Source organism: Paenibacillus sp. BK033 (genome assembly GCF_004345425.1).
Taxonomy (GTDB): domain Bacteria; phylum Bacillota; class Bacilli; order Paenibacillales; family Paenibacillaceae; genus Pristimantibacillus.
In genome coordinates this window covers 183484-208107 of sequence record NZ_SLVP01000002.1, presented here as the reverse complement: position 1 = coordinate 208107, position 24624 = coordinate 183484, and the positions used below count along the sequence as shown (strand labels likewise).

The 24624-nt window shown below is 52.3% G+C and carries 24 protein-coding genes; 23 read left to right on the top strand and 1 reads right to left on the bottom strand.

Annotation, left to right across the window (positions count from 1 at the left end; all coding sequences use genetic code 11):
• The first annotated feature begins 181 nt into the window (after positions 1–181).
• From EV294_RS08150 to EV294_RS08140, 3 genes are read left to right on the top strand one after another with little or no spacing between them, the layout of a single operon-like run.
• The gene (locus EV294_RS08150) at positions 182–2062 is read left to right on the top strand and encodes a hypothetical protein (RefSeq protein ID WP_132305675.1); all 1881 of its coding nucleotides are present in this window, start codon (positions 182–184) and stop codon (positions 2060–2062) included.
• Positions 2059–2364 carry an EscU/YscU/HrcU family type III secretion system export apparatus switch protein gene (locus EV294_RS08145; RefSeq protein WP_132305673.1) on the top strand — a complete coding sequence of 102 codons (306 nt, stop codon included), beginning with the start codon at positions 2059–2061 and terminating at the stop codon, positions 2362–2364. Before EV294_RS08150 ends, EV294_RS08145 begins: the two co-directional genes overlap by 4 nt.
• A complete protein-coding gene (locus EV294_RS08140; RefSeq protein WP_132305671.1) occupies positions 2357–2725 on the top strand; it encodes a YraN family protein in 369 nt (122 codons plus the stop codon). Before EV294_RS08145 ends, EV294_RS08140 begins: the two co-directional genes overlap by 8 nt.
• Before the next feature lie 31 nt (positions 2726–2756).
• On the opposite strand, the gene EV294_RS08135 is transcribed toward EV294_RS08140, so the two are convergent.
• The gene (locus EV294_RS08135) at positions 2757–4316 is read right to left on the bottom strand and encodes a YifB family Mg chelatase-like AAA ATPase (RefSeq protein WP_132305669.1); all 1560 of its coding nucleotides are present in this window, start codon (positions 4314–4316) and stop codon (positions 2757–2759) included.
• Between the two features lie 311 nt (positions 4317–4627).
• On the opposite strand from EV294_RS08135, the gene sucC reads away from it, so the two are divergent.
• The 20 genes from sucC (at position 4628) to EV294_RS08035 (ending at position 24548) form a co-directional block, all read left to right on the top strand.
• Complete coding sequence (gene sucC / locus EV294_RS08130; protein WP_132305667.1) at positions 4628–5788, top strand: ADP-forming succinate--CoA ligase subunit beta; 1161 nt, start codon at positions 4628–4630, stop codon at positions 5786–5788.
• Between the two features lie 31 nt (positions 5789–5819).
• Positions 5820–6761 carry a succinate--CoA ligase subunit alpha gene (gene sucD, locus EV294_RS08125; RefSeq protein ID WP_132305665.1) on the top strand — a complete coding sequence of 314 codons (942 nt, stop codon included), beginning with the start codon at positions 5820–5822 and terminating at the stop codon, positions 6759–6761.
• 175 nt (positions 6762–6936) lie between these two features.
• The gene (gene dprA / locus EV294_RS08120) at positions 6937–8052 is read left to right on the top strand and encodes a DNA-processing protein DprA (protein ID WP_132305663.1); all 1116 of its coding nucleotides are present in this window, start codon (positions 6937–6939) and stop codon (positions 8050–8052) included.
• Between the two features lie 27 nt (positions 8053–8079).
• Positions 8080–10176, top strand: a complete 2097-nt coding sequence (topA, locus tag EV294_RS08115; protein WP_132305661.1) for a type I DNA topoisomerase — start codon at positions 8080–8082, stop codon at positions 10174–10176.
• Between the two features lie 98 nt (positions 10177–10274).
• Complete coding sequence (gene trmFO, locus EV294_RS08110) at positions 10275–11606, top strand: FADH(2)-oxidizing methylenetetrahydrofolate--tRNA-(uracil(54)-C(5))-methyltransferase TrmFO (protein WP_132305659.1); 1332 nt, start codon at positions 10275–10277, stop codon at positions 11604–11606.
• 89 nt (positions 11607–11695) lie between these two features.
• The gene (gene hslV / locus EV294_RS08105) at positions 11696–12241 is read left to right on the top strand and encodes an ATP-dependent protease subunit HslV (RefSeq protein WP_132305657.1); all 546 of its coding nucleotides are present in this window, start codon (positions 11696–11698) and stop codon (positions 12239–12241) included.
• 17 nt (positions 12242–12258) lie between these two features.
• Entirely contained in the window at positions 12259–13662 is a 1404-nt protein-coding gene (hslU, locus tag EV294_RS08100) for an ATP-dependent protease ATPase subunit HslU (RefSeq protein ID WP_132305655.1), read from the top strand.
• Positions 13663–13700: 38 nt separating this feature from the next.
• A complete protein-coding gene (codY, locus tag EV294_RS08095) occupies positions 13701–14471 on the top strand; it encodes a GTP-sensing pleiotropic transcriptional regulator CodY (RefSeq protein ID WP_132305653.1) in 771 nt (256 codons plus the stop codon).
• A 236-nt stretch (positions 14472–14707) separates the two neighbouring features.
• Positions 14708–15115 (top strand): flagellar basal body rod protein FlgB, encoded by a 408-nt coding sequence (gene flgB / locus EV294_RS08090; protein ID WP_132305651.1) that lies wholly within the window; start codon positions 14708–14710, stop codon positions 15113–15115.
• 6 nt (positions 15116–15121) lie between these two features.
• A complete protein-coding gene (flgC, locus tag EV294_RS08085; RefSeq protein ID WP_132305649.1) occupies positions 15122–15577 on the top strand; it encodes a flagellar basal body rod protein FlgC in 456 nt (151 codons plus the stop codon).
• A gap of 29 nt (positions 15578–15606) precedes the next feature.
• A complete protein-coding gene (gene fliE / locus EV294_RS08080; protein WP_132305647.1) occupies positions 15607–15918 on the top strand; it encodes a flagellar hook-basal body complex protein FliE in 312 nt (103 codons plus the stop codon).
• A 41-nt stretch (positions 15919–15959) separates the two neighbouring features.
• Positions 15960–17543 (top strand): flagellar basal-body MS-ring/collar protein FliF, encoded by a 1584-nt coding sequence (gene fliF, locus EV294_RS08075; RefSeq protein WP_132305645.1) that lies wholly within the window; start codon positions 15960–15962, stop codon positions 17541–17543.
• Between the two features lie 11 nt (positions 17544–17554).
• Positions 17555–18568 (top strand): flagellar motor switch protein FliG, encoded by a 1014-nt coding sequence (fliG, locus tag EV294_RS08070; protein ID WP_132305643.1) that lies wholly within the window; start codon positions 17555–17557, stop codon positions 18566–18568.
• The gene (locus EV294_RS08065; RefSeq protein ID WP_132305641.1) at positions 18561–19397 is read left to right on the top strand and encodes a FliH/SctL family protein; all 837 of its coding nucleotides are present in this window, start codon (positions 18561–18563) and stop codon (positions 19395–19397) included. Before fliG ends, EV294_RS08065 begins: the two co-directional genes overlap by 8 nt.
• Entirely contained in the window at positions 19384–20709 is a 1326-nt protein-coding gene (fliI, locus tag EV294_RS08060) for a flagellar protein export ATPase FliI (RefSeq protein ID WP_132305639.1), read from the top strand. The genes EV294_RS08065 and fliI overlap by 14 nt, the downstream gene beginning before the upstream one ends.
• 10 nt (positions 20710–20719) lie before the next feature.
• Positions 20720–21169, top strand: coding sequence for a flagellar export protein FliJ (gene fliJ / locus EV294_RS08055; RefSeq protein ID WP_132305637.1), 450 nt, complete (start codon positions 20720–20722; stop codon positions 21167–21169).
• A gap of 41 nt (positions 21170–21210) precedes the next feature.
• Positions 21211–22107, top strand: a complete 897-nt coding sequence (locus EV294_RS08050; protein ID WP_243711639.1) for a magnesium transporter MgtE N-terminal domain-containing protein — start codon at positions 21211–21213, stop codon at positions 22105–22107.
• 24 nt (positions 22108–22131) lie between these two features.
• Positions 22132–23589, top strand: coding sequence for a flagellar hook-length control protein FliK (locus EV294_RS08045; RefSeq protein WP_132305633.1), 1458 nt, complete (start codon positions 22132–22134; stop codon positions 23587–23589).
• Positions 23590–23634: 45 nt separating this feature from the next.
• Complete coding sequence (locus tag EV294_RS08040; RefSeq protein WP_132305632.1) at positions 23635–24174, top strand: flagellar hook capping FlgD N-terminal domain-containing protein; 540 nt, start codon at positions 23635–23637, stop codon at positions 24172–24174.
• The gene (locus EV294_RS08035; protein ID WP_132305631.1) at positions 24171–24548 is read left to right on the top strand and encodes a TIGR02530 family flagellar biosynthesis protein; all 378 of its coding nucleotides are present in this window, start codon (positions 24171–24173) and stop codon (positions 24546–24548) included. The genes EV294_RS08040 and EV294_RS08035 overlap by 4 nt, the downstream gene beginning before the upstream one ends.
• Positions 24549–24624: the final 76 nt, after the last annotated feature.

Sequence of the window (24624 nt, the reverse complement as noted above, 5' to 3'; positions counted from 1 at the left end):
GGAGCGATACGCTGTCTTTTTTTTCGGGGAACGGCGGAGAGCTTAGAATTATTTAGATCAGGAGCATGCAGAAAGTCGCTGCGTTGTTCTTCAGAAGAAGCGCTCATCTACCGATAAATAGGGTAACTAAAATGCGCGTTGTGTCGTTTCAGCTTATGCCACAGATGAAGAAGGTGACCGAATGAATATTGGACAGTTGGTAAGAGGATTATTGGGAGAGTCGTCCGGCAGCGGGGATACCCGCAAGCTGGAGCTGAAGCCGGGTCAGGTTGTCCGGGGTTTGGTTCTGCAGCTGTTGGAAAATAACGAAGCAACGGTTCAGATAAACGGCGTGCAGGTTCGCGCGGTTCTCGAGCTTCCGCTTGAGCCGGGCAAATTTGCGATGCTGCAGGTACAGCCGCAATCCGCCGGCGGCCTGCTTGTGCTGAAGCAGGTGGAGAATCAGGCGGGTCTGGAGGATGCTCTGAAGGATTGGCTGAAGCAAAGCGGCCTGCCCGATCAGGAGTGGGCAAGTAACATCTTGAAGGATCTTAGAAAAGACGGCGTGACGATGAGCCGTGACACGTTTGCGGCGCTGAAGGCGGCAGCCGAGGCAATGCCGCAGGGTGCGAATGCCGAGGAATGGATGCAAGCGGCGGCGGCGGGGTTGAAGCGCGGGCTGCCGATGTCCGGCGGCACGGTCGGAGCGCTGCAGCAGGTTATGTTCGGGCGTCCGCCGCACGAACTGCTGGATACGCTGCAGCAGCAGCTTGCTGCCATCGCCGGCGAAGCATTTGGCGATGATGCGGGCGCAGCCGCGCCGCGTGCCGCCAGCGGGCCGCAGGCGCTGCCGCAGCTGGCCGCGCGGCTGGCTGCGCTGCTCGCCGAAGGCGCGGCGCTGCAGAGCGCCGCGGCCACGGCGGAGCCGCCCGCGGCAGCCGCGCCGCGGGCGCCGGCAGCGCAGCGCGCCGAAGGCATAGGCGCGGGCAGCCAAGCCGCGCCTGCTGCGGCAGCGCAAGCGTCCGCGGCGGAGCCCGCGGAGCAGGGCGCGGAGCCGCAAGGCGCCCGCCCGGGCGCGGCTGCGGGCGGCAGCACGTCATCATCCGGCAACTGGCTCGGCCAGATGATGAAATGGATGGGCGTCGACTATGAGAATCAATTGTCGAAGCAATTACCGGTTCCGCCTGCTCAAGGGTCTGTTCAGCCTCAAGAACAGGATACGCCTATGGCAGGCAATGGCCATGTTAACGACAGCGTAACTGCAGATGAACCAATTGTTACGCGCAGCGCCAATGGCGTGGCAGATTCGCTTACTCGCCGACAGGCAGCCGAAGGGCGTCTGGAAACGCGCCAAAGCCCGAATACGCAGCAGGAGCAGGCGGCAGGGCAGCAGCCCGAACAGGCGGACGCTGCTGCCCCTCGCGACAAAGACCATAAAGTTGTCCAAAACGATCGGTTCCGCGAGCCGCAAGTTACCGTTCAGCATCTGTCAACGGACCTGGTGAAAGCGGAGGATAACAAGCCTGCAGCGCAGGAATCGTTAAAAAGCACGTTGCTTGCCATTGCCGCTTCCAGCGACACACCGCCAGCCCTACGCGAAACCGCGCAGCAGCTCGTCCAGCAGATAACGGGACAGCAGCTGCTGTTGTCGCCGGAGCGCAACGGTGCTGTTTTCTCTCATCTTACCATGTTTGTGCCCCTTAACGGTCCGGATGGAAATCAGACCGCTTCCGTTCATATTCAGACGAGAAGAGGGCGTCAGGGCCAGCTGGACGCGGAAAATTGCCGTCTATTATTCGATCTGTCGATGAAGACGCTAGGTCCTACCTTGGTTGACGTTAACGTCATGGACAAAATCGTCAGCCTGACGTTATGGAACGACCATCCGGCAATAGCTGCGCTCGTAGACTCCGCCCGCACGGAAATTACGGCAAGTCTTAATCAGGCAGGCTATCAATTGCTGTCCCTTCGCGCAACTCCAACAAGAGCGGATAGCGATGAGGGGGAAGGGGTTAAACGGATCATGCCGGATCCGGCTCAATTCGTAAACACGCGTTATAAAGGAGTCGACATAAGGGCATGAGTCCGGAACAGAAGAACGGCAAGGAGAAGAGGACGGTTAAAAAGGCCGTAGCGTTGAAATACGAGCCTGGGGTGCACAAAGCGCCGGTGGTAACCGCCAAAGGGAGAGGTTATTTGGCGGAGCAAATATTGGAGCAGGCGGCAGAGCATCATGTGCCGGTGCAGCAGGACTCTTCGCTTGTGGAAGTATTGTCCAAGCTGGATGTCGACCAATCGATTCCGCCCGAGCTCTATACGCTGGTCGCCGAGGTCTTGAGCTTTGTATATCGTTCCGACCAGAGAGCGAGGGATTTGGATGAGTGAGGACCGAAGAAGGCAAACCGGATTGGCCGGCGAAACGGCTGCATGCCGATATCTTGAGAACGAAGGCTATACCGTCATCGAGCGGAATTGGCGCTGCCGTTCCGGAGAGATTGATATTATCGCTTCCATCGATGATACGCTCATATTTGTCGAAGTAAGGACGAGAAGAGCGGGAGGACGATTCGGGACAGCGGCCGAATCCGTAGACCGCCGAAAGCAGCAGCAGGTGGCGCTAGTCGCACAGGTTTATTTGCGGATGCGACAATTAAACTATCCGCCTATGCGGTTTGATGTAATCGCGGTATCCATGAATCGCGATGATTCCATCAGCGAAATTAAACATATAAAAGCGGCTTTCTAACCTATCCGGTGGAAAGCCGCTTTCGTCTTTTTTATAGATCCAATCTACGGTATTGAATCGCTTCCGCCACATGCACATCTTCCACGTATTCGCTTCCTTCGACATCCGCAATGGTCCTTGCCAGCCGCAATATACGGTCATAGGCGCGCATGCTGATATTCAGCACCGTTAGCGCTTGGTCAAGCAGCTCGAAAGCTTCATTCTTCATTAGAATCGAGCGCCTGAGCGCTTTGCCGGAGAGCCGTGCCGGCGTTTTGGTTAGCCCCAGCTCCTCATCCCGCCGTTCTTTTCTGGCTCTCGCCTCAAGCACAAGCTGTCTCATTCGGGCGGTGGTCATGTCGGCAGGACTTGCCGGATCGCCCGCCGGCTCTAACGGTCTAGGAACTTCGAGCTGGATATCGATCCGGTCAAGAAGAGGGCCGGACATCTTGCTTTTATATTTGGCAATCGCCGAGTCGCTGCAGGTGCAGCGTTTCTCGGCCGTTTCATGGCCAGCGTATCCGCACGGGCACGGATTAAAGGACACGGCCAGCATAAGCCTGGCCGGGAAATGAAATACGGCTCGGGATCTCGCGATGGTGACGATTCCGTCCTCCAGCGGCTGGCGCAATACCTCAAGCACGGCTCTGGAGAATTCCGGCAGCTCGTCGAGATAAAGCACGCCATGATGGGCGAGTGTCACCTCGCCGGGCTTCGGCACCGAACCGCCGCCTATGAGCCCTCCGGCCGAAATCGTGTGATGCGGTGAGCGGAAGGGAGCGATCCTTATCAGACCTTTCGCGTCGGTTGACAGCTTGCCAGCCGCGCTGTAAATCTTGGTCACTTCCAGCGCTTCTTCTTCGGTGAGAGGAGGAAGGATGCCGGGGAGACGACGGATCATCATCGTTTTGCCGGTTCCGGGCGGTCCCGCGAACAAGATATTGTGTTTGCCGGCCGCGGCGATAAGCAATGCGCGCTTGGCTTGCTGCTGCCCGTACACGTCGCTGTAGTCTCCAAAGTCGACAGCATGCTCTGCCGCGGCTGCAGCAGAGGCAAGCGCCCTGCTTGCAGCAGCGTCAAACCGGATTGCGGACCAGGCTTCGGCATCTTTATTTTGCGTTAAGAGCTCCTTCAGATGGGTTACCGCATAAAGCTCCATCTCCGTTATCCATGCGGCTTCTTTGGCATTGGCCAGCGGCAGCAGCACCTTCCGGATGCCGGAACGCTTAGCCTGCTCGATCATAGCCAAAACGCCGGGCACAGGACGGATATCGCCATTCAGGGACAATTCTCCAATGAGCATCGATTGCTCGAAGGGTTTTGCTTCCAGTTGGCCGCTGGCGGTTAGAATACCCGCTGCGATCGCAAGGTCAAAGGCAGTGCCCTCCTTGCGCAAATCCGCCGGAGCCAGATTTACCGTTATGCGGTCAAGCGGAAAAGTGAAGCCGCTGTTTTTAATCGCTGCGCGGACCCGTTCAACGGATTCTCTGACGGCAGGGTCGGGCAGCCCGACAACGCTGATCTGCGGCAAACCGCTGGCAATATCGACTTCCACGGAAATGGCTTTTCCTTCGACTCCTAGAACGCTGCTGCTATGCATTAAACTGAACATAAAAAAGAGCACCTCCAAAAATAGGATGAAGGTGCTTCCTCACGTCCGAATCTCGTCGTATAAAATTATCGTAAAATCATCATAGTGCAAAAAAGACAAGTCTGTCAATATTGGAAAAACAAGTATGAATTCTTCAAAAAAATAGGGCATACTACTCTAGTCCGTCGGTGATTTAATCTCATTTTGAGATCAAATCCATATCAAAAAACCAAAACCCGAAGGGTCGAAATATGGCATAAATAATGCTACAATGATTAAGGTTTGTGTACATATGACTGAAGTTGAGTCTGTGAAATGGAGGATTTCTAACAATGAATATCCATGAGTATCAAGGCAAAGAGGTCCTGAAACAGTACGGTGTTGCTGTTCCAGAAGGAAAGGTAGCTTTCTCCGTTGACGAAGCGGTAGAAGCGGCGCAAGCACTGGGTACTCCAGTGGTCGTTGTAAAAGCGCAAATTCACGCTGGCGGCCGCGGTAAAGCGGGCGGCGTTAAAGTAGCGAAAAACATCGATGAAGTTCGCGCATATGCCAGCGAGATTCTTGGCAAAGTGCTCGTTACTCATCAAACTGGCCCGGAAGGTAAAGAAGTTAAACGTCTTCTTATCGAGCAAGGCTGCGACATCAAGAAAGAATACTATGTAGGCGTTGTTATTGACCGCGGCACCGGCCGCGTAACAATGATGGCTTCCGAAGAGGGCGGCACGGAGATTGAAGAAGTAGCAGCTCACTCGCCTGAGAAAATCATCAAGGAAGTCATTGACCCTGCAATCGGTCTGCAAGTGTTCCAAGCACGCAAACTTGCTTATGCAATCAACATTCCTAGCGAGCTTGTTAACAAAGCGGTTAAATTTATGATCGCTCTGTACAATGCGTTCGTTGACAAAGATTGCTCCATCGCCGAGATCAACCCGCTTGTTGTTACTGGCGACGGCAACGTTATGGCGCTTGACGCTAAGCTGAACTTCGATTCCAATGCGCTCTACCGTCACAAAGATATCGTGGCGCTTCGCGACCTGGAAGAAGAAGACGCAAAAGAGATCGAAGCATCGAAATACGACCTGAGCTACATTGCCCTCGAAGGCAACATCGGCTGTATGGTTAACGGCGCCGGACTTGCAATGGCGACGATGGACATCATCAAATACTACGGCGGCGACCCTGCCAACTTCCTTGACGTAGGGGGCGGCGCTACGAAAGAGAAAGTTACGGAAGCGTTCAAGATCATCCTGTCCGACGAGAACGTGAAAGGTATTTTCGTTAATATCTTCGGCGGCATTATGCGTTGCGACGTTATCGCCGAAGGCGTTATTGCTGCTGCGAAAGAGCTTGGCCTGGACCGTCCGTTGGTTGTTAGACTGGAAGGCACTAACGTTGAGCTTGGCAAAAAAATGTTAAACGAATCGGGATTAAACATTGTTGCGGCTGACTCCATGGCAGACGGCGCGCAAAAAATCGTTAATCTCGTCAAATAGTACGAATTCATTAACGGGGATGTGAAATTCGATGAGCATTTTGGTCAATAAAGACACAAAAGTAATCACGCAAGGGATTACAGGCGCAACTGGTTTGTTCCATGCGAAAGGCGCATTGGACTACGGCACGCAAATGGTTGGCGGCGTAACACCGGGCAAAGGCGGCACTAACGTCGATATTACGCTGGAGAACGGTAACGTTGTTTCTCTTCCGGTATTCAATACGGTTGAGCAAGCGGTAGCGGCTACCGGCGCAACAGCATCGGTAATCTATGTACCGCCTGCATTCGCGGCTGACTCGATCATGGAAGCGGTAGACGCTGGTCTTGATCTGGTCATCTGTATTACGGAAGGCATTCCGGTTCTGGACATGGTTAAAGTAAAACGCTACATGGAAGGCAGCAAAACGACTCTGATCGGTCCTAACTGCCCGGGCGTTATTACTCCAGGCGAATGCAAAATCGGCATTATGCCGGGCTACATTCATACAAAAGGCCATGTAGGCGTCGTTTCCCGCTCGGGAACTCTCACTTACGAAGCGGTTCATCAGCTTTCGACTCGCGGCATCGGTCAATCTTCCGCGGTTGGTATCGGCGGCGACCCTGTTAAAGGCTCCGAGTTTATCGATATCCTGAGCCGTTTCAACGAAGATCCGGATACTTACGCCGTTATCATGATTGGCGAAATCGGCGGTACGGCAGAGGAAGAAGCTGCCGAATGGATCAAAGCCAACATGAAGAAACCTGTTGTAGGCTTCATTGGCGGCGCTACGGCCCCTCCAGGCAAACGCATGGGTCATGCCGGCGCTATTATTTCCGGCGGTAAAGGCACGGCCGCAGAAAAAATCGCTACTTTGGAAGCTTGCGGAATCAAAGTGGCTCCAACGCCTTCCGACATGGGCTCGACGCTTGTATCGGTGCTTAAAGAAAAAGGCCTGCTTGAGAAATGCACAACCGGTGTAGCTCAAGCCTAATTAAACAATCGCATATTAATGAAGCATTAAAGGTAAGCAACCTTTCAAAGCCCGTTTTGGGCTTGAAAGGTTGCTTTTTTTTTCATAAAATTCCGGGTCGACTTGCATTCTTTTGCCATGTAACGCACAATAGGAAGGAATGCAAGCCGATCCTCCCAAGGGAGATGCGGTTAGAATGACGCTAAATGTTGATAAATGTAAGCAAATGATTATCATGCTCCACGAATGTTCGGGCATTGGTTGGCATACCGTTCAGAAAGCGGTTGACCGCAAAGCTTGGGAGAGCGTGGATGGCGAAAGCGTTGCAGATTGGATGGCAATCGGATTTGGACGCCCGCAAGCAATGGCTGCGGCCAGACGTTGGAACGAGCCCTATGATTGGCCCGGGGCGCCTTATCTCAAGGCGCAGGAGCTTGGTGCGGCGGTGATCACACCTTACGATGAGGAGTATCCGGAAGAACTACGACGGATCCCGCAGCCGCCTTGGGTACTGTACGCTCTCGGGAGGGTTGAGCTCATGAAGCGACCCTCGATTGCGATCGTAGGAACCAGAAATCCCAGCGCCTATGGCCGGCATACCGCATTAGCGCTGTCTGAGGAGCTTTCTGGGCGAGGATTGACCATAGTGAGCGGTCTCGCCAGGGGGATTGACGGCAAGGCGCATGAAGCCGCTTTGCGGGGCTTTGGAAGCACGATTGCCGTACTGGCTAGTCCGGTTGATCATTGTTATCCGCCCGAGAACCGTTCGCTCTACCAGCAGATTATCCGGGAAGGATTGATTCTGTCGGAGTCTCCGGTGGGCTCGCCGCTTCATCCTGGCATGTTTCCGCTTCGCAACCGCATTATAGCGGGGTTGTCGCTGGGGACGATCGTGGTGGAAGCGGCGAAGGGCAGCGGCTCGCTAATTACGGCAGATCAGGCGCTCGAAATGGGGCGGGATGTGTTTGCCGTACCCGGTCCGATCTCATCGCTGAAGAGCGAGGGTCCAAACAGTCTGATCCGCGAAGGCGCGAAGCTGGTCAGCAGCGCCGATCATATTCTCGAGGAATACGGATGGCTGGAGAAGAAGCTTGCAGCATTGGCAAAGCCCAAGCCGACGGTTGCCGTTGCGGCTAGCATGAATGCCGAGGAGCAGAAAGTTATCGATCTGCTGCGCGATCGTCCGCTTACAATTAACGAATTGCACCAGCTTACGATGATCCCTTTTGGACATTTAAGCGCACTTCTGATAAATTTATGTATAAAACGGAAAATCGAGCAACAGCCAGGGGCAGTTTATATAGCGTTGTAACACGTAGTGAGAGAGGGGGCGCCTAATGTGGCAGATTCATTAGTAATCGTAGAATCACCGGCCAAAGCAAAAACGATCGGCAAATATTTGGGCAGCAAATATATCGTTAAAGCATCGATGGGCCATATTCGCGATTTGCCAAAAAGTCAGACTGGCGTCGAAGTGGAAAACGGCTTCCAGCCGAAATATATTACGATCCGCGGCAAGGGCAGCGTATTAAAAGAGTTGAAGGATGCGAGCAAAAAGGTCAAACATGTCTTTCTTGCAGCCGACCCCGATCGCGAAGGAGAAGCGATCGCATGGCATCTGGCTCATTATCTGGAGCTGGACGAGTCAGATACCTGCCGCGTCGTATTTAATGAAATAACGAAGCAAGCCGTTAAGGATGCTTTCAAAACGCCGCGCAAGATCAATATGGATCTTGTTAACGCTCAGCAGGCAAGACGTATTCTTGACCGTCTCGTCGGTTACAAGATTAGTCCGTTGCTCTGGAAGAAGGTTAAGAAGGGATTGTCCGCCGGACGCGTACAATCCGTTTGCGTGAAGCTGATTATCGACCGGGAGAACGAGATTGATGCTTTCATTCCGGAAGAGTACTGGTCCATTACGGCAAAGCTTACCCAGCAGGGTGTGCCGTTTGAAGCAAAATACCATTCGATAAAAGGCGAGAAGCGTGAGCTCCATAACGAAGATGAGATGAAGGCGGTTCTTGCGGCCCTGTCCGGCAATCAGTTCAAGGTAGCTGAAGTGAAGGAGAAAGAACGTCTCCGCAATCCGGCGCCACCGTTTATTACAAGCTCCCTGCAGCAGGAAGCAGCCCGCAAGCTCGGATTCCGTGCCTCCAAGACGATGTCCGTTGCCCAGCAGCTGTATGAGGGCGTCGAGCTAGGCAAGGAAGGGACCGTTGGTCTTATAACCTATATGAGAACGGATTCGACAAGAATCTCTCCGGTTGCCCAGGAAGAAGCGAAGGAGTATATTGAAGGAAAATACGGCCCGTCGTTCTATCCGGAGCAGCCGCGCGTCTACACGAAGAAGAACAGCAACGCGCAGGATGCCCACGAAGCGATCCGGCCGACATCGACGCTCCGTGATCCGGAATCGATGAAGCCGTTCCTCTCCCGCGATCAATTCCGCTTGTATAAGCTGGTTTGGGAACGTTTCGTTTCCAGCCAGATGGCTTCCGCCGTGCTTGATACAATGACGGTAGACCTCGCTTCCGGCGATGCCACATTCCGTGCGAGCGGATCGAAAATCAAGTTTGCAGGCTTTATGAAGGTTTATGTAGAGGGCAATGACGATGGCACGGAGGAAGAGCATAAATTCCTTCCGCCATTTGCGATCGGCGATGTCGTGTCCTCGGATTCCATTGAACCGAAGCAGCATTTCACGCAGCCGCCGCCGCGTTATTCCGAGGCAAGGCTGGTCAAGACGCTGGAGGAGCTTGGCATAGGACGTCCAAGTACGTACGCGCCAACGCTGGAAACGATCCAGAAACGCGGTTACGTAGCGATCGAAGAGAAAAAGTTTATTCCTACCGAGCTGGGAGAATTGGTTAATCAGATGATGGAGGAATTTTTCCCCGAAATTCTGGATTCCGAATTTACGGCGAAGATGGAAACGGATCTCGACCATGTTGAGGATGGGGTGGAGGACTGGGTTAAAGTCCTTTCTAACTTCTACGAATCTTTCGAGAAGCGCCTTGAGGTCGCCGAAGAAGAAATGAAGGAAGTCGAGATTCAAGACGAGGTATCGGATGAAATCTGCGAGAAATGCGGCCGCCATATGGTGTACAAGATGGGGCGCTTCGGCAAGTTCCTTGCCTGCTCCGGATTCCCGGACTGCCGCAATACGAAGCCAATCGTCAAGGATATCGGCGTAACCTGTCCGAAATGCCGCGAGGGCAAAATCATCGAGAGACGCAGCAAAAAAGGACGGATCTTCTACGGCTGCGATACTTATCCGACCTGCGACTACGTGTCCTGGGATAAGCCGACGAACAAGCCTTGCCCGAATTGCGATTCGATGCTTGTCGAGAAACGAAACCGCAGCGGCGCGAAGCTGCAATGCCCGAATTGCGATTATTCGGAAGAGATTACGGAAGACGAGCAAGAGCAAGCCTAAACTAAAGAAACAGACGCGGCGACACGACAGTCCTCCCTGACGCAGGGAGGACAGCTGTGTTTTCACTGCCGTGTTAGCATATATTGGAGGTCTTTACATTGTCAGTTCAACAACCAGTCATCGTAATCGGAGCAGGTCTAGCGGGAAGCGAGGCAGCATGGCAGATCGTATCCCAAGGAGTGCCTGTCATTTTATACGAAATGCGTCCCGAGACCAAAACGCCTGCCCATCATACCAAAAACTTTGCGGAGCTCGTATGCAGCAACAGCCTGCGCGCTAATGGACTCTCCAATGCCGTAGGCGTGCTGAAGGAAGAAATGCGCCGCCTGAACTCTCTGATTCTCGGCAGCGCGGATCGTCACGCCGTACCTGCGGGCGGGGCGCTTGCGGTTGACCGTGACGGCTTCTCGGGTGAAGTAACTCGTCTGCTTCACGAGCATCCGCTTGTAGAGGTACGCACGGAAGAAGTAACGGACATCCCGGAGGACAGCATTGTTGTCATCGCAACGGGTCCTTTGACTGCGCCTGCGCTTTCTGAGAAGATCCGCAGCTTGCTTGGCGAAGAATACTTCTACTTTTATGATGCGGCGGCTCCGATCATCGAGAAGGACTCCATTGACATGAGCAAGGTATATCTGGCGTCCCGTTACGACAAGGGGGAAGCGGCTTACCTGAATTGCCCGATGACCGAAGAGGAGTTCGAGATCTTCCATGAGGCCCTGACGACGGCGGAGACGGCTGCGTTAAAAGATTTCGAGAAGGAAGTTTATTTCGAAGGCTGCATGCCAATCGAAGTGATGGCCAGCCGCGGCAAGCAGACCGTGCTCTTCGGACCAATGAAACCGGTTGGCCTTGTCAACCCGCATACCGGCAAACTTCCGCATGCCGTTATCCAGCTTCGTCAGGATAATGCGGCAGGTACTCTCTACAATATGGTAGGATTCCAGACGCATTTGAAATGGGGCGAGCAGAAGCGGGTATTCTCCCTGATCCCGGGTCTCGAGAATGCGGAATTCGTGCGGTATGGCGTGATGCATCGCAATACCTTCATTAACTCGCCTCGGGTAATGGAGCCGACTTATCAGCTCAAGAACCGCAGTACCTTATTCTTCGCGGGTCAAATGACTGGCGTTGAAGGCTATGTGGAATCCGCTGCTTCCGGCCTGATTGCCGGTTTCAACGCGGCGAGACTTTCCCGCGGACTGGAGCCTCTGGTGCTGCCGGAGGATACGACGCTCGGTAGCATGGCCCATTACATTACAACGGCGGATTTCAAGCATTTCCAGCCTATGAACGCGAACTTTGGCTTGTTCCCGCCGCTCGAGAACCGGATCCGCAACAAGAAGGAAAAGAACGAAGCGATTGCGAACCGCGCGCTGGACAGCCTGGAACGATTCAAGAAGGAACATTTCGATCATCTGAACGTATAAACAGTCGAGTCGGATGCTGCTTCCTACAAGGGCAGTGCAGCCGCATACACTTGAACTTTAATATCTGCAAGCTATAGGAGGGCGAAGAGATGGAGATGGAATTTCACGCCACCACGATTTGCGCGGTGCGTCACGAAGGTAAAGGAGCAATTGCCGGAGATGGTCAGGTGACCTTCGGGAACAGCGTCGTGATGAAAAATAAAGCGAAAAAAGTTCGCCGTTTATACCGCGGGCAAGTTATTGCCGGCTTTGCCGGATCGGTTGCAGACGCGATTACGTTATTCGAGAAGTTTGAGGCGAAGCTGGAGGAGCATCACGGAAACCTTCAGCGTGCGGCTGTTGAGCTGGCGAAGGATTGGCGCTCCGATCGCGTTCTCCGCAAACTCGAAGCGCTGATGCTGGTTATGGATCAGACCGGCCTTCTTCTGATTTCAGGCAACGGGGAAATTATAGAACCGGATGACGGCATCCTGGCCATTGGCTCGGGCGGCAACTATGCTCTCTCCGCGGCAAGGGCACTGCAGAAGCATGCTTCCCATATGGAAGCGAAGGATATCGCAAGAGCAGCGCTGGAGACGGCTGCCGACATATGCGTTTATACGAATCATAATATTATCGTGGAAGAAATTGGTTGAAGCGGAGGAGATATCATATGGTGAATCAAGGTTTTACCCCTCGTCAAATCGTAGCCGAGCTCGATAAATACATTGTGGGCCAAAAACCCGCGAAACGATCTGTCGCCATTGCTCTCCGCAACCGCTACCGCAGAAGCATGCTCGACGAGTCGCTTCGCGATGAGATTGTTCCGAAAAACATCTTGATGATTGGTCCTACCGGCGTGGGCAAAACGGAGATCGCGCGCAGGCTGGCCAAATTGGTCAAAGCGCCTTTCATTAAGGTGGAAGCGACCAAATTTACCGAGGTCGGGTATGTTGGCCGCGATGTGGAATCGATGGTAAGAGACTTGGTGGAGACAGCCATCCGGATGGTGAAGGCAGAGAAGACCGAGGCTGTCCAGGATAAAGCGGAGAGGCTCGCAAACGAGCGTCTCGTTTCTTTGCTGGTACCATCCAAGGTAAAAGAAAAGTCATCCAAAAATCCGTTCGAAATGCTGTTCGGCAATCAGCAAAACAACAAGGAAACGGTTGAAGAGCCGGAGCAGGATGCCGTGATTATCTCCAAACGCTCGCAGGCCCGCGATGACCTGGCAGCAGGCAAGCTCGAAAACGAAACCGTAGAGGTTGAGATTGAGGATAATACCCCTACGATGCTGGATATGCTTGGCGGTCAAGGACCGGATGGCCTAGGCGGAATGAACATGCAGGAGATGCTGGGGCAGTTCATGCCGAAGAAGACCAAGAAACGTAAACTGCCAGTTAAAGAAGCCCGTAAAGTGCTCATTCAGGAAGAAGCCAACAAGCTGATTAATATGGATGATGTCATTGCGGAGTCGGTAACCCGCGCGGAGCAGACCGGTATCATTTTCATCGACGAGATTGATAAAATCGCCAGCCCGTCCAGAGGCAGTGGTCCAGACGTTTCCCGCGAGGGCGTACAGCGCGATATTCTTCCAATCGTGGAGGGATCCACGGTCGTGACGAAATACGGTCCGGTAAAAACCGATTATGTACTGTTTATCGCAGCTGGCGCATTCCATGTAGCGAAGCCGTCGGATCTGATTCCCGAGCTTCAGGGACGTTTCCCGATCCGCGTAGAATTAACGTCGCTTAGCCTGGAGGATTTCGTCAGCATTCTGACGGAGCCGAAAAATGCTTTAACGAAGCAATACGCGGCCCTTCTTCAAACAGAAGGCATAACGATTGAATTTTCTGACGATGCAATCAAAGAGATTGCGTCGATTGCAGCCGATTTAAACCGCAATACCGAAAATATCGGTGCCCGCCGGCTTCATACCATATTGGAGAAGCTGCTTGAGGATCTCTCCTTCGAAGCACCGGATATTACGCTTGACCATATGATCATCACTCCCGAGTACGTGCGTGAAAAAGTGGGAGGCATTGCGAAAAATCGCGATTTGAGTCAATATATATTGTAGTTGAAATGCAGTTGGGATGAGCTTTGGGAGGCTTTGGAATGACTTTACTTACAAAAACAAGAACGTTGAACCGGCTGCTGCAGCGTGCAGCCGGCAAAGCGCTCAACTTCAGAGAAATGGCTGAGGTATTGTGCAGCACCATACAGACGAATGTGTTCGTGGTCAGCCGGAAAGGTAAGGTTCTGGGCTGCGCAGCCGTGAATCCTTATGACCATGACACGCTTCGTTCGATGTCTGTTGAAGAACTGCGCTTTCCGCAAGTGAGTAACAGCCTATTTCTGGACATGCAGGAACCGGTAACAAACGTTGCTCCGGATGCAGGAGTCTACGAGACTTTTCCGGCGCTTGGCGAACAAGAAATTATGACTGTAGTACCGATTACCGGGGGAGGAGACCGCCTCGGTACGCTTGTTCTGACACGCACGAACGGTTCCTTCGACGATGACGATCTGGTGCTGGCCGAATACGGTTCGACAATTGTCGGCATGGAAATCCTGCGTGAACGCGCAGAAGAGGTTGAACAGGAGGCACGCAGCCGTGCCGTCGTATCGGTTGCGATCGGCTCATTGTCCTTCAGCGAGCTTGAAGCGGTGGAGCATATTTTCGAGCAGCTGGAAGGAAAGGAAGGACTGCTTGTTGCATCCAAAATTGCGGATCGGGTAGGTATTACGAGGTCCGTTATCGTTAATGCACTGCGCAAGCTGGAGAGCGCCGGCGTTATTGAAACCAGGTCGCTTGGGATGAAAGGGACCTACATCAAAATTTTAAATACCCAGCTGCTTCAGGAATTGGAAAAAATTAAGCAATAATTTCCTGGGACTACCATCCTACCGGAAATTCATCGAAAAGCCCTATCTTGGTTTTAAAGATAGGGCTTTTTTCTTATTGTAATATTTTGGACAATTGTTGAATATTATCATGTCGGCAAAACTCGACAGTTTCGTCTCATTTTTTTCATAATTTAATGTCGAACAAAGAAGGAATGGTTCGCAATCTGTTGAATACTTTACAAAGATCTTCTAACTGAAAGTGGTGACACAGGAACGTGAATCTATTGAATGGCACATCATTTGGGCGATTGGAAGGCGCGCTCAAGGCTTCAGAATTGCGACAAGGCGTCATAGCCAACAACATCGCAAATGTCGACACTCCAAACTTCAAACGTTCGGAGGTTTTGTTTGAAGAGCTTCTCAGCCAAGAGATGGGAGGACAAGCCGGGCTTCAGGGCAAGCGGACAAACGAGCGTCATATTCCGATAGGCAGGACCAGCGGAATAGTCCCATCCGCTCAGATACAGACCGACAACTTGTCCGAAATGAATAACAATCAGAACAACGTCGATATCGATCGCGAGATGTCGTTGCTGGCCAAAAATCAACTCAGCTACAATTTTTATATTCAGCAAATCAATCACGACGTGAAGATGATGAAGACTGCCATTGAAGGGAGATAACAGGAAGTGAGAATTTCTAGCAGCTTTGACGCCAGTGCTTCCGCACTAACCGCACAGCGTTTGCGAATGGACGTTATTTCCTCAAACATCGCGAATGCTGAAACAACCCGCGCAGGTTATGTAAATGGCCAATTCGTACCGTATAAAAGGAAGATGGTCGTACTTGAACCGATGACGCAAAACTCCTCTTTCTCCGATCTGCTGAACAAGCAGCTTAATGGGACTTCCGGAGCACAAGGTGTAAAGGCAACTAGAATTATCGAGGATCAGTCGCCTACCAAGCTTGTTTATAATCCAACTCACCCGGACGCGGACGCGGACGGATATGTCCATATGCCTAACGTTGACGTGGCGAAAGAAATGGTCGACATGATTTCAGCATCTCGTTCCTACGAGGCTAACGTAACTGCTCTGAATGCGTCTAAAGCCATGTTTACGAAGGCGCTGGAAATTGGAAAGTAAAGTAAAATAACGATGACGGAGGGACGGGCATGATTCAACCGTTGCAACTTAATCCCGCACAAGCCGTTAACAAGCTGCTTGAAACTGCGAAGCCGCAGCAGCAGGCAACACCTGCTGAGTCGATGAATTCTTTCGGGCAATACTTGGAGAACGCACTGAATAGCGTGGATGCACAGGAAAAAGAAGTACATAAACTAAACGATAAATACTTAATAGGCGAGGTTGACGTTTCACAGGTTCTCATCGCAACTCAGAAAGCAGAGCTTAGCTTACAGCTGACGACACAAATTCGCAATAAAGTGATTGATGCGTATCAAGAAATTATGCGAATGTCAGTGTAATAGGGCTTTCGAACCAGACAGATGCTGAGTGAGGTGACGACGTGAACGAAAGAATCGCCCAATACCGCCAAAGACTCACGCAATTTTGGGGGCAGATGGGTAAAAAACAAAAAATAGGGCTGGGGGCATCCATTGGTGCATTGTTGTTAACAATCGTGATTTTGACTTACATATTCACAAGAACGGATTACGAAGTAGCATTTCAAAACCTTGACACCACAGATGCAGCAGCAATCATGACTTACCTGGACGGAAACGGTATTCCCTATAAATTAAGCGCGGACGGTCAGAGCATCTCGGTGCCTAGCGCGGTAGCGACAAGAACCCGGGTTGACGTCGGTTCGCAAGGGCTGGTGCAAAACGGCTCAATCGGATTTGAGGCTTTCGAGGGCGGAAGCGCATTCGGGCAAACCGAAAATGAATTTAACGTGAAGTACATTAACGCGCTTAACGGCGAAGTGCAGCAATTGCTTAACCGGATGCAGGGCGTGCAGAGCTCGAAAGTGCTTATCAACCTGCCTAAGGAATCGGTATTTCTGACTCCGGAAGAGAAGGAACAGGCGTCCGCTTCCATCATGATGAACTTTACGCCGGGTTATCGGCCAAGCCAGCAAGAGGTTGACGGATACTACAATCTGGTGAAAACAGCCGTTCCGAAGCTTGCGATTCAGGATATTACGATATCGAGTCCCCAAGGCGAACTGGTTTCTTCCGAAATCGACGGCAACAAGATTGGCGTGGCAACCGATGCGGCTGAAAGCCACTTCATGATTCAGCGGAAATACGAAGCCGAAGTGAAAAAGAATATTCAGCAGTTCCTGTCCCCGATGCTTGGAGACAATCTGGTAATCAGCGTTGCCAGCAGCTTTAACTTCGACAAGAAGGTCACGCAGGAGAACCTGGTCAGACCGCTCGAGAACAATAACAATAACGGCATTATCGTAAGCGAACAGCAAGATAACAGCACAACAACGAACGGTTCGGCCAATGCAGGCGGAGTAGCCGGTACAGGCGAAACGGATGTGCCCGGTTATACGGCAACCGACAATTCCAACGGTTCCTCCGAACAAAGCTCGCGTGTGACCAATTATGATTACGACCGCATTAACAATCAGATTGAATCCGCTCCGTATCAGCTGAAGGACTTGTCGATCAGCATTGGCGTTGAGCAGAGCAAACTTACGGATCAGTCCCGGCAGGAGTTAACCAATTTCCTAAGCTCGCTTGTTCGTGCGCAGCTGGCCGATTCCGGTCAAGATGTTAATGATGACGCAATGATTGCGAAAAAGGTTACCATTCTCGGCCAGAACTTTGCAGCTACGGATGCGGGAACTTCTTCCAGCGGTCTGTCGATGCAATGGGCGATTGGTCTCGGCGCAGCAGCGCTTGCCCTTATCGGCGGTCTTGCCATTATGCTTGTCCGCAGACGCAGAAAACAGGCTGAAGAAGCAGCGGCAGCCGAAGCGGCGGCGATGATGGAAACGCCGGCTAAGCCGGAATTCCCTACGATTGATTTTGAAACAGTTAACAATGACAGTCAGGCTAGAAAAAATCTCGAAACACTCGCCAAACGCAAGCCGGAAGAATTCGTCAACTTGCTCCGCACCTGGCTAGTGGATGAATAGAGGTGGCTCCCGTGGCAAAACCGCTTAATGGATTAACCGGTCGACAAAAGGCGGCGATTCTGCTTATTACGCTCGGGCCAGAAGTATCCGCCCAAATCTTTAAACATTTGAGAGAAGAAGAAATCGAACAGCTTACTCTCGAAATCGCCAATGTCCGCAAAGTAGACAGTGCGGAAAGAGAGCAAATTTTGAGCGATTTCCATCAAATCTGCCTGGCACAGGAATATATTTCGCAAGGCGGCATCTCGTATGCGAAAGAGATTCTGGAGAAAGCGCTTGGGGAGCAAAAGGCCGTCGAGGTCATTAACCGTTTGACGGCGACGCTGCAAGTCAGACCGTTTGACTTTGCCCGCAAGGCGGAACCGACGCAAATTCTTAACTTTATCCAAAACGAGAACTCGCAGACGATCGCGCTCGTTCTCTCGTATTTGCAATCCGAGCAATCCTCGCATATTTTATCGTCCTTGCCTCAAGAGAAGCAGGCAGACGTTGCGCGCAGAATCGCCTTGATGGACAGCACCTCGCCTGAGGTTATCAGCCAGGTAGAACGCGTTCTCGAGCAAAAGCTCTCTGCTACGGTAACACAGGACTACACGAATGCGGGCGGCATCGATTCGATCGTTCAAATTCTGAACGGCGTGGACCGCGGTACGGAACGGACCATTCTGGATGCTCTCGAGATCGAAGATCCGGAATTGGCGGAAGAAATCAAGAAACGCATGTTCGTCTTCGAGGATATCGTCAATATCGACAACCGTTCGATTCAGCGCATCATTCGCGACGTGGAGAACGCCGATCTTCAGCTCGCCCTCAAGGTGGCAAGCGAGGAAGTGCGCGAAGCGATCTTCCGCAACATGTCGAAACGGATGGCCGATACGTTCAAGGAAGAAATGGAATTTATGGGGCCTGTCCGGCTGCGTGACGTCGAAGAAGCTCAGACCCGTATCGTCGCTACGATTCGCAGGCTAGAAGAAGCCGGCGAGATTATCATTGCCCGCGGCGGAGGAGATGATATCATTGTCTAATTTGATAAAGTCTTCAAGCGTAATCGCGCTTGATCAGCTGAAACAGCTTTATTGGCTTAACAAACATGCTGCTGAGCAAGTAGCGGTGACCGAAGAGATTATTGAAGAGGCAGGGCCGGATGAAGAGACCATCTCCATTCGCGACCAGATCATCTCGGATGCACAAATTTTTGCCGAAGAACGTATTCGTGAAGCCGGCGAGCAATGCGAGCAAATGCTGGCAAAGGCGGAAGCCGAAATCGATGCCTGGTGGCTCGAGAAACGGCTGGAGGACGAAAGGCATTCCGAAGCCTCCCGTCAAGCAGGCTTTGAGCAAGGCTATGCCGAAGGCCGGGCGCATGCCGAGCAGGCATTGCAGCAAGAATGGGAGAGCCGTCTGGAAGAGGCCAATGCCGTTCTTAAATCCGCTTACGAAATGCGCGAGCAGATTATTCAAGAGGCTGAGCCTTTCCTTGTAGAGCTTAGCGTCTCTATTTCGGAAAAAGTAATCGGCAAGCAGTTGTCGGAAGCGCCCGATATGGCGCTTGAGCTTATCCGCAAAGCATTGTCCAGACGAAGGGAACAAGGCGTTATCGCCCTTTGCGTTGCTCCGGGGCAGTTAGCTTTTGTCCAGGCCGCAAGGGAAGAACTAAATCTTGTTATCGATTCGCAGGCAGAGCTTCAGATTATTCCCGACGCAACGGTGAAAGATTTCGGCTGTGTCATCCGGTCCGCTTACGGCAGCATAGACGCACGGATTGATACGCAATTGTCCGAGATCAAGCGCGAGCTTGTACAGCTTGCCAACCAAAGCCATGAAGAACGGAGCATGCCGGATGAACGGTATTAAACTGGACAGCTCCAAATATATCGACCAGCTTCGTCATCTTGACCCCATCCGGGTGAACGGCAAGGTCACCCAGGTTATCGGACTTACCGTAGAATCGGAAGGGCCAGACGCAAGCATCGGAGACGTATGCCTGATCTACCCGGCAAAGGGCGTCAAACCGATTAAAGCGGAAGTCGTAGGTTTCCGTGATAACAAAGTTATTCTAATGCCCTTGGGCGAGCTGCATGCGATAAGCCCGGGCTGCGATGTTGTGGGGACCGGAAAGCCCTTATCGGTTCAGGTTGGTTCCGAACTGCTAGGCAAGGTGCTCGACGGTTTGGGTCAGCCGCTTGACGGATCGTTTCTGCCAAGCCGCATGCAGCATTACTCGACCCATAATGAACCCAGCAATCCGCTTGCGCGTCCCCGCGTTAAGGAGACGCTGAGCATTGGAGTCCGAGCGATAGACGGCCTTCTTACCGTTGGCAGGGGGCAGCGTGTAGGTATTTTCGCAGGCTCTGGCGTAGGCAAAAGCACGCTGCTTGGCATGATCGCCCGAAATACTTCAGCAGACGTAAACGTCATTGCTTTAATTGGCGAACGCGGACGCGAGGTGCTCGAATTTATCGAGAAGGATCTTGGTCCCGAAGGACTTGCCCGCTCGGTTGTTATTGTTGCGACCTCGGATCAGCCTGCGTTAATCCGGATTAAGGGAGCGCTTATCGCTACTTCGATTGCGGAATATTTCCGCGACCGCGGGTTAAACGTCATGCTGATGATGGATTCGGTAACGCGTTACGCGATGGCGCAGCGCGAAGTTGGCCTAGCCATTGGCGAGCCGCCTGCTACAAGAGGCTACACGCCTTCCGTATTCGCGACGCTTCCCAAGCTGCTGGAACGGGCGGGAACGGGGCCTAACGGCTCGATTACCGCGTTTTATACCGTTCTCGTTGACGGCGATGACATGAACGAACCGATAGCCGACGCGGTGCGAGGCATATTGGACGGTCATATCGTGCTAAACAGGCAGCTAGCGAATAAAGGCCATTTTCCGGCGATTGACGTTCTCGCTTCCGTCAGCCGCGTCATGAAGGAAATCGTGACCGAAGAGCATCAGGAAGCGGCAAATCAGTTAAAGATGTTACTCTCTGTTTATAGAGATTCGGAGGACCTCATCAATATCGGGGCGTACCAGAGGGGCACAAACGAAAAAATTGATACGGCTATCGAAAATATCGATGCCATCTATCAATTTACAAGACAAAAGACAACTGAAAAGGTCACCTTGGCCGATTCGAAGGAAAGATTATTACAGGAATTCCACGGGAGATGACGACGGGTAAATGGCAACCTTTCGATACGCTTATCAAAAAATCGTAGACTTGAAGTCAAGCGAGAAGACGCAGGCCGAATGGCAGCTATCTTCAGCAATCGGTGTTCTGCAGGCGGAGGAATTAAGTCTTTCGGAGCTGCGGTTGAAACGGGCGGAGTGGGAAAACAAGCAGCACGAGAGTTCCAATGAAGCTGTCTCTCTCGCCGAGCTGCAGCTGATGCAGCATTATCTGGAATATTTGGATTCCTGCATTGCTAGCAAGCTTACGGATGTCAGGCAGGCTGAACGAAAGGTGGAATACAACCGGACGAACCTCGCGGATCGCATGAAGGATGAGAAGGTATGGCTTAAAGCGAAGGAGCATGCCAAAGACCGTTTTCGGCATGTAATGCAGATCAAGGATCAAAACGAGCTGGATGAAATGGCTACCAACCGCTTCAAGGTATCTCGTTCATCATGATCTGCGGCGCAAGGTAAAGGGAGTGAATGACAGTGTCGGATATGGAAATGGAGAAGCAGGGGTACAGCGGCTTCGAACGGTTGATGTTTTTTATGACGCCGATTTTGTTTACGATAGTCCTTTTGGGAGCGTTATATGTCTTGTTTAATACGGAAACCCGCAATCAAATGCTGGAGATCGGCAACTCGATTCCCTATCTGAAGGATGTGCTTCCCGATCCCAAAACAGCTGACGGAAAGGCGAACGATGACCAGCTGAAATCAGCCAATATGAGCCGTAAGATCGACGAGCTCCAGGCGCAGCTGCAGGACAAGGAAGCCGAGCTTGCACAGACCAACCAGACGAAGGCAACCCAAGAGCAAGAATTGAAAAGCATGCGGGATCAGATTGATTCGCTGAAATCTTCCAATGAAGAAAAAGCTGCGGACGATGCGGCTTATCAGGCTAAAATCCAAGAGCTTGCAAGCATGTACAGCAAAATTACCCCAAGTAAAGCGGCGCCGATTCTGCAAAGCATGACGATGGATGAAATGGTGCTTGTCCTGGATTCCATGAGACCGGACGACAGGGTTCGCATTCTGGAGAAAATGAACCCGCAAACGGCGGCCGATGCAACGATGGCGTTGAAGGATACCGTACCGGCGAAGGACAGACAAATTGCCGCGCTGCAAGCCGAGCTGAAGAAAGCCAAGCCGACGGAAACCAAGCAGCCTGCCTCGCAGCTTAGCAGCGATCAGCTAAGCGCCACATTCGCAGCAATGGACGCGAAGAGCGCCGCCGAGCTTCTGATTAAAATGGCGGACATCAGCCCAAGCAAGGTTATCCGTATTCTCAATACCGTGGATGACAAGACGCGTTCCGGCATTTTGGCCGAAATGTCGGGGATAAACCAGACCATTACCGCACAGCTGATGTCCAAGCTGATGGCTGGCAGCTAAGAGAGAGAGGAGGTGAATCAAATAATGGAGATGATCATTCCTCAAGCCGCAACGCCGGCACCGGCCGCGCCAACAAGCAACGCATCGGCGCAAGCGAAAACTGGCGGAAACGACAAATTTCAAAAGACGCTGGCCACTCAGATGAAGGATGGCAAAGGCGCTTCGGATAAAAGCGGCGCGGCATCATCCGGTGCGGGGAAGACAGACAACGGACAGCAAGCCGCTTCAGGCACGCAAGCCGCAGCAGCGAAGGATGCAGCGGCAGTAGATCAGGCTGCCGAAGGCGAAGCGACAGCTACGGCAAGCAGTCCCGTAGCGGGATCGGATATACTGACCGATGCGAAAGCTGAGCTGATGGAAATCATCGATCAATTGCTTGCCGATTTGGAAAAGATCAAAACGGATTTATCCGACCCATCGGCCGATAGTCAAGATCAGGATACTTCGCAGCCAGCTTCGATGCTGGATCAACTGCAGGCTTTGCTAGCCATTCTCGGGATTCCGATGCCGGTACAGCTTCAGAGTGAGGCTAAAGACGCTTCCAATCAGTCGTTTGCAGGAGATCAGAATGCGAATCAGCAGCTGGCCGCAATCGCAGGCAGGATTCAGGATTCCTTGCTGCAGCTTCAAACGGCCATGCAGGAAGGAACAATGAAGCAGATCGGACTCCAGGAGCCCGTGCAATTAATCGGACAGCAGCTTGAGGTTTTGCAGCAATTCGTTCAAAAGCAGAAAGACTTGAATTCGCGGGTTGAGACCCCGGCTGTATCCGCAGAGAAAGCGCCGGAAATTACGGTTGCCACTAATGCGCCTGCAGTATCCGTTCATTTGCAGCGATTGTCTGAGCGCGCTGTACATCCTGTTGCGATAGCAGCGACTACCGATCAGCAAGTAACAAAGGAAGAGACGGAAGCATCCAGTGAACCGGAAGAGCAGGTACCGACAGTAACGACCGGTCAGACTTACGCCGATGTCATACGTCAAACGACGTCTCATGCGGCAAAGCTGGCGCCTGTTGTTCAAGCGTCCGTTCCGGTTACCGATTTCGCGGACAATATGAAGGATTTTATTCAGAAGCTGGATATCAAGCATGGCAACGGGATGTCGGAAGCAACCATTCAGCTGTTTCCTAAAGAGCTTGGACAGGTTGATGTGCGGATAACGATGCATAACGGACAGCTTACGGCTTTGTTCCATGCGGATAACGCTAGCGCTAAGGATGCGCTTGACAATCAGATGGCGCAGCTGAGAGTTGCCTTGCAGCAACAAGGCTTGTCAGTCGACAAGCTCGAAGTAACATACGGCCAGTCGGCCGCGCACTTATCCAACGGCCAGCATGGCCAAGGAACCGGTCAGCAGGCTTTTTCAAATCAAAATAAATCCAAAGGCGACGGAATGCAGGAGGATTTTGAGTCTGATGTTGCCGAGCAGCAGGCGATACAAGATTTAGGCTACGGACGTGCTGTCAATGTGACGGCTTAATCAAATGCTCCTTAGACGGTACGCGTGTAGGATGGAGGTGAGTTTATGGCGACAGTATCTTCGAAAGTCATGTGGCCGAACTATAGCACTTCGAACGTGAAGGCAGCAGGCAAGGACACGGATAAAAATGCGCTTGGCAAAGATGCGTTTCTGGAATTGCTCGTGACCCAGCTGAAAAACCAGGATCCGCTTCAGCCGCAGGATAATGCCGCATTCATTACGCAGATGGCGCAGTTTACCTCTGTCGAGCAGCTAATGAATATGTCGGATCAGCTTTCTCAGCTCAATCAAAATCTGGGCACGGCATCTTCGATGATCGGCAAAACCGTTTCCTGGTATGAGCTGGATGACGCTGGCGAAACCAAGCTGATGTATGACACGGTAAATTCAATCGTTTCTCAGGACGGTACTTTGTATGCCAAATTCGCGGATGAAACGATGATTAAGCTTAGCGACGTGGTCACCGTATCCGATAAAGCGCCCGAAGCGAATCAACCGGACGGCAGCGATGAATCCGATTCCGAATCAGGCGCAGCGGCAGATAAAAAATCAAGTTCGTCCGAACAGGAAGATGGTTCCGTATGAGTGACGGAGTGAAAATCAGCCATCTGTTTCCCGTCGGAGCGCCGCCCCTGGCCGGTGCCAAGAATACCGCTCCGCGTCCGCAGCAAGCCGGCGGCTTCAAGGATATGCTTGATGCCAAGGTGCTGAAATTCAGCCAGCATGCCGAAGTGCGCATGAAGCAGCGCGGAATTCAGCTGCAGCCGGAATCGTTGACAAAGATTATGAATGCGGTGGATGAAGCCGAGTCCAAGGGTGCGAAGGATTCCTTAATCGTCATGAAAGATATTGCGATGATTGTAAACGTTCCAAGCCGGACGGTAGTCACTGCGATGGACGGCAATCAAATGCAAAGCAATGTGTTTACGAATATCGACAGTGCGGTGATCTTAAGCTAGGGCTGGACCGATTAGGAGGCCCTTGGCTGCCGACCGACTGACGCAGCCATTCCGCAAGAGATCCAGAAGTCCATTT

What these genes read in the sequence shown, in the direction of transcription:
- EV294_RS08150 (WP_132305675.1), top strand. Translation starts at nt 182, where the DNA reads ATGAATATTGGACAGTTGGTAAGAGGATTATTGGGAGAGTCGTCCGGC.
- EV294_RS08145 (WP_132305673.1), top strand. Translation starts at nt 2,059, where the DNA reads ATGAGTCCGGAACAGAAGAACGGCAAGGAGAAGAGGACGGTTAAAAAG.
- EV294_RS08140 (WP_132305671.1), top strand. Translation starts at nt 2,357, where the DNA reads ATGAGTGAGGACCGAAGAAGGCAAACCGGATTGGCCGGCGAAACGGCT.
- EV294_RS08135 (WP_132305669.1), bottom strand. Translation starts at nt 4,316, where the DNA reads ATGTTCAGTTTAATGCATAGCAGCAGCGTTCTAGGAGTCGAAGGAAAA.
- sucC (WP_132305667.1), top strand. Translation starts at nt 4,628, where the DNA reads ATGAATATCCATGAGTATCAAGGCAAAGAGGTCCTGAAACAGTACGGT.
- sucD (WP_132305665.1), top strand. Translation starts at nt 5,820, where the DNA reads ATGAGCATTTTGGTCAATAAAGACACAAAAGTAATCACGCAAGGGATT.
- dprA (WP_132305663.1), top strand. Translation starts at nt 6,937, where the DNA reads ATGACGCTAAATGTTGATAAATGTAAGCAAATGATTATCATGCTCCAC.
- hslV (WP_132305657.1), top strand. Translation starts at nt 11,696, where the DNA reads ATGGAGATGGAATTTCACGCCACCACGATTTGCGCGGTGCGTCACGAA.
- hslU (WP_132305655.1), top strand. Translation starts at nt 12,259, where the DNA reads ATGGTGAATCAAGGTTTTACCCCTCGTCAAATCGTAGCCGAGCTCGAT.
- codY (WP_132305653.1), top strand. Translation starts at nt 13,701, where the DNA reads ATGACTTTACTTACAAAAACAAGAACGTTGAACCGGCTGCTGCAGCGT.
- fliE (WP_132305647.1), top strand. Translation starts at nt 15,607, where the DNA reads ATGATTCAACCGTTGCAACTTAATCCCGCACAAGCCGTTAACAAGCTG.
- fliI (WP_132305639.1), top strand. Translation starts at nt 19,384, where the DNA reads ATGAACGGTATTAAACTGGACAGCTCCAAATATATCGACCAGCTTCGT.
- fliJ (WP_132305637.1), top strand. Translation starts at nt 20,720, where the DNA reads ATGGCAACCTTTCGATACGCTTATCAAAAAATCGTAGACTTGAAGTCA.
- EV294_RS08050 (WP_243711639.1), top strand. Translation starts at nt 21,211, where the DNA reads ATGGAAATGGAGAAGCAGGGGTACAGCGGCTTCGAACGGTTGATGTTT.
- EV294_RS08045 (WP_132305633.1), top strand. Translation starts at nt 22,132, where the DNA reads ATGGAGATGATCATTCCTCAAGCCGCAACGCCGGCACCGGCCGCGCCA.
- EV294_RS08040 (WP_132305632.1), top strand. Translation starts at nt 23,635, where the DNA reads ATGGCGACAGTATCTTCGAAAGTCATGTGGCCGAACTATAGCACTTCG.
- EV294_RS08035 (WP_132305631.1), top strand. Translation starts at nt 24,171, where the DNA reads ATGAGTGACGGAGTGAAAATCAGCCATCTGTTTCCCGTCGGAGCGCCG.